The sequence below is a fragment of the Thalassoglobus neptunius genome, from assembly GCF_007859735.1.
Lineage (GTDB): Bacteria > Planctomycetota > Planctomycetia > Planctomycetales > Planctomycetaceae > Thalassoglobus > Thalassoglobus neptunius.
Window position 1 is genome coordinate 82,724 of the sequence record NZ_SIHI01000014.1, and the last position, 6,000, is coordinate 88,723.

Consider the following 6,000-nt stretch of genomic DNA (forward strand, 5'->3'; position numbering starts at 1 on the left):
TACCATCCAGCGATCAACGTCTCTATAACAGCACAAACCGCATCGTCTTACTCAGCAGGAAACGCATTCCATGGACGCTTTCCCGATTCAAGTCAGTTCTCGCATTCTTCACATTCTCGGAGCAATTCTTCTGCTCGGAGGAGCGATTTTCTTCAAATTCATCGTTCAGCCCGCCGCTTCGGAACTCCCTGAGAACGAACACGCTTCGCTGAAAGAACGCGTGATGAAAAGTTGGCGACAGCTGGTCGGAGTGGCGATTGCGATTCTGATATTTTCAGGTTTCTACAACTATCTCGTTGTCGCACTTCCAGAACATGACGGCGACAAGCGATACCATATGTTCATGGGAATCAAGATTCTCATCGCTTTTGTCATCTTCTTCATTGCGTCAGTCCTGCCCGGACGTGCTCCAGCTTTTGAGAAGATGCGACAGAAAAGCAAGATGTGGATGACGATCACGATCGTGCTGGGACTCGTGGTCATCAGCATCGCCGGATTCCTTCGAATGCGTGGCATTCCTGGCTAATCGGGCAGAGTCAACGGGTCCTCTGACCTCAAGAATCGACGAGTCACGGTCCACGAAGCCAGATTTCATCGACGAAATTGCTGAATCTCGGACCCATCGAAGATGAGTCCCCCGTCCCTCAGGTGGACGAACACTTCTCTCAAAACAAACGAAACTGTCGCCCGCGACAAGTATTCAAATGATCACTACTGGTGTCGCGGGTGGTCAGATTTCTTCTCCCCCAGGAACACGCTGACTTCCTAATCTACCAAGACTTCCTCCTCGGAGAAATTTTTCTGAGTGACGGAATGTCCCTCACTGATCGATTTCGCATCACTCGATCAGTACGTTGCTCGGCCGTTTGCAGGCTGTACTAAATCTCTCTTGTCGCCACAACATGTTTCAAAAACACAACTTCCAGTAATTCCGGGAAGTTTCTTCCGTTGGGCGCTCCCTCTGCTCTCTCAGTAGCTGCGTGTTAAGAACCCGAAAACCTTTTCTTGGAAATATTGTTCGCATGCGAACTTTTTTAGTAATCCCAACGTCTCTTCACCCGTACTAACACCTGAACGGCAACATTAAGCATGCATGGGGAACTGAAAGTCCTCTGCTCAAGCCATAAAGAAAGTTTTCGAACAAAAAATCAGCGACAGGGAGTTTCTTCCGAAGACGTCGCTGTTGATTCACGGTTTCAGTTCAAGACGAACATGAAGCAGTGACTGTGGAAAGGGTTTTGTGATGAGCGAGAAGTTCAATCATCCGGTCATGAAACAACTGACCGAACAGCAGAAACGCTACGCTCCGATCGATAAGCGCCTCGAACAAATGGATCGCGCAGAAAAACTTCTGACGCAGATCGAAGAGGACCGCTCCTATCGATATCAGGATCTTTGCGAGCAGTTGACGACATTTCGTCCCGACAAATATCCAGACCTTTCAATTGACGGAGGCGACTTGGCCCATGACCTCCGCCTGTTCGTGGAAGAACTTTCTGCAACCACCAACTTACCGGTTGAGCAGGCTGGCGAACCTGTTTTGACCGTCAACGATCTGAGTGAAGAGTACAACGTGTCGACGAAAACCGTCGATCGCTGGCGAAAACGCGGACTGGTCAGTCGGCGATTCCGGTTCGGAAATCGATCCCGTGTCGGCTTCCTCCGATCTTCCGTCGATCGATTCGTGAATGAACATCACACCGAAATTCAGCGAGGTTCCAAGTTCTCACAGATCTCTGAAACCGAGCGTCAGGAGATGATCGCCAAAGCCCGCCGGCTCGCCATTCATGGAGCGTGTCCGTCGGAAGTGAGTAAACGCCTCTCCCGCGCATTCAACCGGTCGCCAGAAGCGATTCGGTACACAATCAAGCAGTATGATGAAGAAAACCCTGAGAATGCAGTGTTCCCGAATTCGACCGTTCCACTGACCGATGACCGCAAGATGGAGATCTATCAGCGCTTCGTCAACGGGATGTCTGTCGAGTTGCTTGCGGAAGAATTCTGCCGCACGAAAACCAGCGTCTACCGAATCGTGAACGAGGTTCGAGCCTCGATTCTCCTCAGTAGCCCTGTCGCATTCATGGACAGCCCCGAGTTTCACGAAGAAGGCAAAGAAAGAGAAATTCTCGGACCGCCGCCAGAAGTTGAACAATCCGGCCGCGTGATGAAGGCTCCTCCGGGACTGCCTCCATACCTCGCCAGCTTGTACACAGTTCCGCTTCTGACTCGTGAACAGGAAGGGTATTACTTCCGGAAGATGAACTACCTGAAGTTCAAAGCTGCGGAGCTGCAAGAACAGATCGACCTCAAACAGCCGAAAAGTCGGCAACTCGACAAACTTGAGGATCTGATCAACCAGGCTGTCGCGGTCAAGAACTTCCTGATCCGCAGTAACCTGCGACTCGTGGTGTCCATCGCCAAACGACACATGAAGCCGACCGTCAACTTTTTCGAGATGGTCAGTGACGGAAACATGTCGTTGATGCGTGCCATCGAGAAGTTCGACTACACCAAAGGGAACAAATTCTCGACGTATGCCACGTGGGCGATCATGAAGAATTACGCCCGTTCGATTCCGGCAGAGAACAAAGTTCTCGATCGGTTCCGAACCGGAAATGAAGAAGTGTTCCACTTCTCAGAAGACGATCGAGGAAGCCAGTTCTACGACGAGGTGACCAACGCACGTCAGCACGAAGTCATCATGTCGATCCTGGAAAATCTCGACGACCGTGAGAAGTCAATCATTCTTCATCGATATGGACTGGAGAAAGGCTCCGAACCGGAAACACTCGAACAAGTTGGTTCGAGGTTCGGAGTAACCAAAGAACGGATTCGTCAGATTGAAGCCCGTGCGATGCAGAAGATTCGAAAGATCGCAACTGAAGAAAACCTGGAGATCCCGGGAATCTAAGTTGGGGCCTCTCACTTTGGGTGCAACGAGTCCTCTCCACTCCTGGAAGCCTCAATGTCTAACTTGGACGTTGAGGCTTTTTCTTTGCGCATTGATATCAGATAATCATCTCATCAAATCATTTATCGGCATCTCCATTTGATTGGCGAACCATCACTCAACAGTCCATTCTAGAGCAAGTTGCTCTTACCTGTGCACTCGCTTGTACTCTTTCATCAGGGAAAAGGCTTTATTCACTCGTGCGAGTGAGTGCAAAAAACAGAAAATGCTCTAATGAAATCTCGGGCAAAGCACATTCAGTTCGCGCAGCTGGCGATTATCTTTCTGGGCGGAATTCTCTTTGGAACCGCTCCCGCCTTGATCGCTCAAGACTCACCAATCACCGGACCGTCGCTGGACGAAGTGTTCCTGTTTCGTCCTTCTCGATTCCCTGAAGGGAACTGGAACCCGAAGAACTTGCGTTTCGAAGACGTCGAGTTTCAATCTCAGGACGGCACGAAACTTCATGGCTGGCTTTGCCCGACTCCCGATCCCTTCGCGCATGTCCTCTATCTTCACGGAACCGGTAAGAACCTCAGCGATCGCGCTCAGCTTCTGGAGAAACTCACCAGGCAACACAAGCTCACCGTGATGATCTTCGACTACCGAGGCTATGGACGTTCGGAAAGTCTCCCGACAGTCGACGGAGCAATTGCTGACAGCTTCGCAGCCCGGGCCAAATTCGCAGAGATCGCCCAAATCCCGGAGTCCGAAATTGTCTTGATGGGGCGATCACTCGGAGGGGCCATGGCCATCCAAATCGCCGCTGCCCTCCCCCCACGCGGGATGATTCTGGAAAGCACATTCGCTTCTTACCGGGGAGTCGCTGAACTGCACGCCCCCAAATTCGCATTTCTGATTCCGGATGAGAAACTTCACTCGGTCGAACTGATCTCAGAAATCAAGACAAGCTTCCTGATCAGTCACGGCGACCGCGACCGGCTCATCCCATTCGCTGCCGGTCAAAAACTCTTTCGCGCAGCCCCTGCCCCCAAAAAGTTCATCCGAATTCCGGGGGCCGACCACAACGATCCCCAGTCACATAATTACTACAAAGCACTCGATCGGTTTTTGAGATCGCTTCCACGGCTGAGACGATCGCAGTAGTTCTTTCCTTCTGCACATTGGAGCCAACTCCGTCTGCGGAATTTCATCGCTCCTCAGCAGCGAACGGTTCCTGGACGATCACATCGCAGTGGTCTGTGCTGAACATTTCCCAATATTACCTAAAACAATGTTTTCCAAAAACGATCACCTCACAGCTCGACGGGAGAAACCATCCGGAAAGCGGACTCGAATTAGAAAGAATCTCCGGGGATCGGTTCGTTCCCGTTTCGCGTCCCCAGAGCCCGCCAAACATTGCGATCGATTGCGTCCGAGATAAATCGAGCAGCACCGTCCCCCATCCCCACATTGACGCCGCCGGGATGCAGGCTTGTCACGGTCACGGCAGCGTACGTCCCCGACCGAATGTCGTTGCGATTTCCGTTTGTACAACTGTTGCGATTGGGGGTCTGAACAGTTGTAAATTCCTCTTCGTTGTGAAGTGCGAATCGCGGAAGATGTGAACGGGTTTCGCACTCCTCAGCAAATGCATCGAGATCTTCATGAAAGACGCTCGTTCGGCGCATCAGCCGGTGATGCCATTGGGGACTGTCAAGAGGAATGTAAGACTGAGCGTTCCCTCCCAGCGAGACGAGACGTTCAGAAAGAGCGATAGTCGTCGACAGACCATCAGTAACATCACGCGGTGAGATCGGGTCGTTCGACTGATTCGAGTTGAACCCGTCCCGAAAATGTGCATTCGTTCCGTTTGACATTAGATAGCTCTGGCTGATCTCCTGCCCCGTGCTTTCCGGATCGGAGGGACACGCCATGACTTCTCGCGACGAGACCGGGTTCATCGTCTTGCCGTTCACAATTATCGGTTTTTCCTGCTCCAGGAACGGGAGCACCTGAACGTTCCAGTATTCTCGATTGACAATCGCCCCGGGGAAGTGACCGTAGACTTCTTCGAACTGATGAAACGCCAGACCAATTTGCTTGACGTGAGACAGACATTGCGTCCGACGAGCGGACTCTCGCGCACTCTGGACGGCGGGAATTGTGATCGCGAGAAGGACTCCGATTACACCCATTGCGACCATGAGTTCCACAACTGTGAATCCGTTTCGAGTTTGCGAGCGATGAATGGAATTCCGTCTCATATTCAACTCCCTTATTGTGGCGTCCCATCTGGCAAGAGGATCGGATGATCCTCGGAGAGAGGAACATACAAATCGCGTTTATCTGCTTCTTCCGACTCAACGATCGTAAGGTTTCCTTCGCCCAGAGCTACCGTTTCTGGAAGCGGTTCGTTCTCAAGGTCCATCACTTGTGTTTGCAGCAAGTAACGCACTCGATACTTCCCGGGCTTCAATCGAAATTTGAACGGATCGCTCGTGAATTCGTTTCCGAACGGATCTTGAGAAGGTGGACTCACCGGAATCGTGAAATCGGCAATTCCATCGACAACGTGAAAATCTTCCGGTGTCGCGTCAATGGGTCTCGGTATGACAACGACTCCACGAGCGGTGTAAAACTGGCTCCTTGAAACTTCATCGAGAATCACTTTCAGGAGATGGTCATGGTCCGTTGGATACGAGTGCGACTTTGATTCAAACGGTTCGTCATTGAGCATCGCAGACTGCACGTTAGAATCTGTTGCGACCAGTTCCGGTCTTCGGTGCTTCGCTTCAAATAGATCCTGAGTTGCTTCTGTCATCTGAGGACCTCGGAAGTACCAGAAACTGATTGCGACAACAAACCCCAGAATTGCTATCCCTACCGACCAGAGCTTTTTCGAGCTCATGTACACATTCCTTCCATGGTTGTTCACTGTTGAAAGAGAGTTCAACATGCATTGTTGAAAACATCTCTGGAATCTGAGATGAGAATGCGCTAAAATCTGGTGATGAGTGATTCCCCACGAACGAATGTGTTGTTGGAAGTGGCAAAGCTGTCGCTTCGGATTGGACGCAAGTATGTCGAGCCGTATTCGCATGCGAAGA

At 51.2% G+C, this 6,000-nt stretch carries 5 protein-coding genes; 3 read left to right on the forward strand and 2 right to left on the reverse strand.

Going from position 1 to position 6,000, the window contains the following annotated elements; translation table 11 throughout:
* Nucleotides 1-70 precede the first annotated feature (70 nt).
* The 3 genes from KOR42_RS17305 (at nt 71) to KOR42_RS17315 (ending at nt 4,057) form a co-directional block, all read left to right on the forward strand.
* On the forward strand, nt 71-526 hold the full coding sequence (locus tag KOR42_RS17305; protein WP_146511103.1) for a hypothetical protein: 456 nt from the start codon (nt 71-73) through the stop codon (nt 524-526).
* 717 nt (nt 527-1,243) lie between these two features.
* Entirely contained in the window at nt 1,244-2,911 is a 1,668-nt protein-coding gene (locus KOR42_RS17310) for a sigma-70 family RNA polymerase sigma factor (protein WP_146511104.1), read from the forward strand.
* 273 nt (nt 2,912-3,184) lie between these two features.
* Nucleotides 3,185-4,057 carry an alpha/beta hydrolase gene (locus KOR42_RS17315; RefSeq protein WP_146511105.1) on the forward strand — a complete coding sequence of 291 codons (873 nt, stop codon included), beginning with the start codon at nt 3,185-3,187 and terminating at the stop codon, nt 4,055-4,057.
* Between the two features lie 191 nt (nt 4,058-4,248).
* Here the strand turns inward: KOR42_RS17315 and KOR42_RS17320 are convergent, their stop codons facing one another.
* Together KOR42_RS17320 and KOR42_RS17325 are read right to left on the reverse strand one after the other, a co-directional pair.
* The gene (locus tag KOR42_RS17320; RefSeq protein ID WP_146511106.1) at nt 4,249-5,157 is read right to left on the reverse strand and encodes a DUF1559 family PulG-like putative transporter; all 909 of its coding nucleotides are present in this window, start codon (nt 5,155-5,157) and stop codon (nt 4,249-4,251) included.
* Between the two features lie 11 nt (nt 5,158-5,168).
* Nucleotides 5,169-5,801 (reverse strand): hypothetical protein, encoded by a 633-nt coding sequence (locus tag KOR42_RS17325; RefSeq protein WP_146511107.1) that lies wholly within the window; start codon nt 5,799-5,801, stop codon nt 5,169-5,171.
* Between the last annotated feature and the right edge of the window lie 199 nt (nt 5,802-6,000).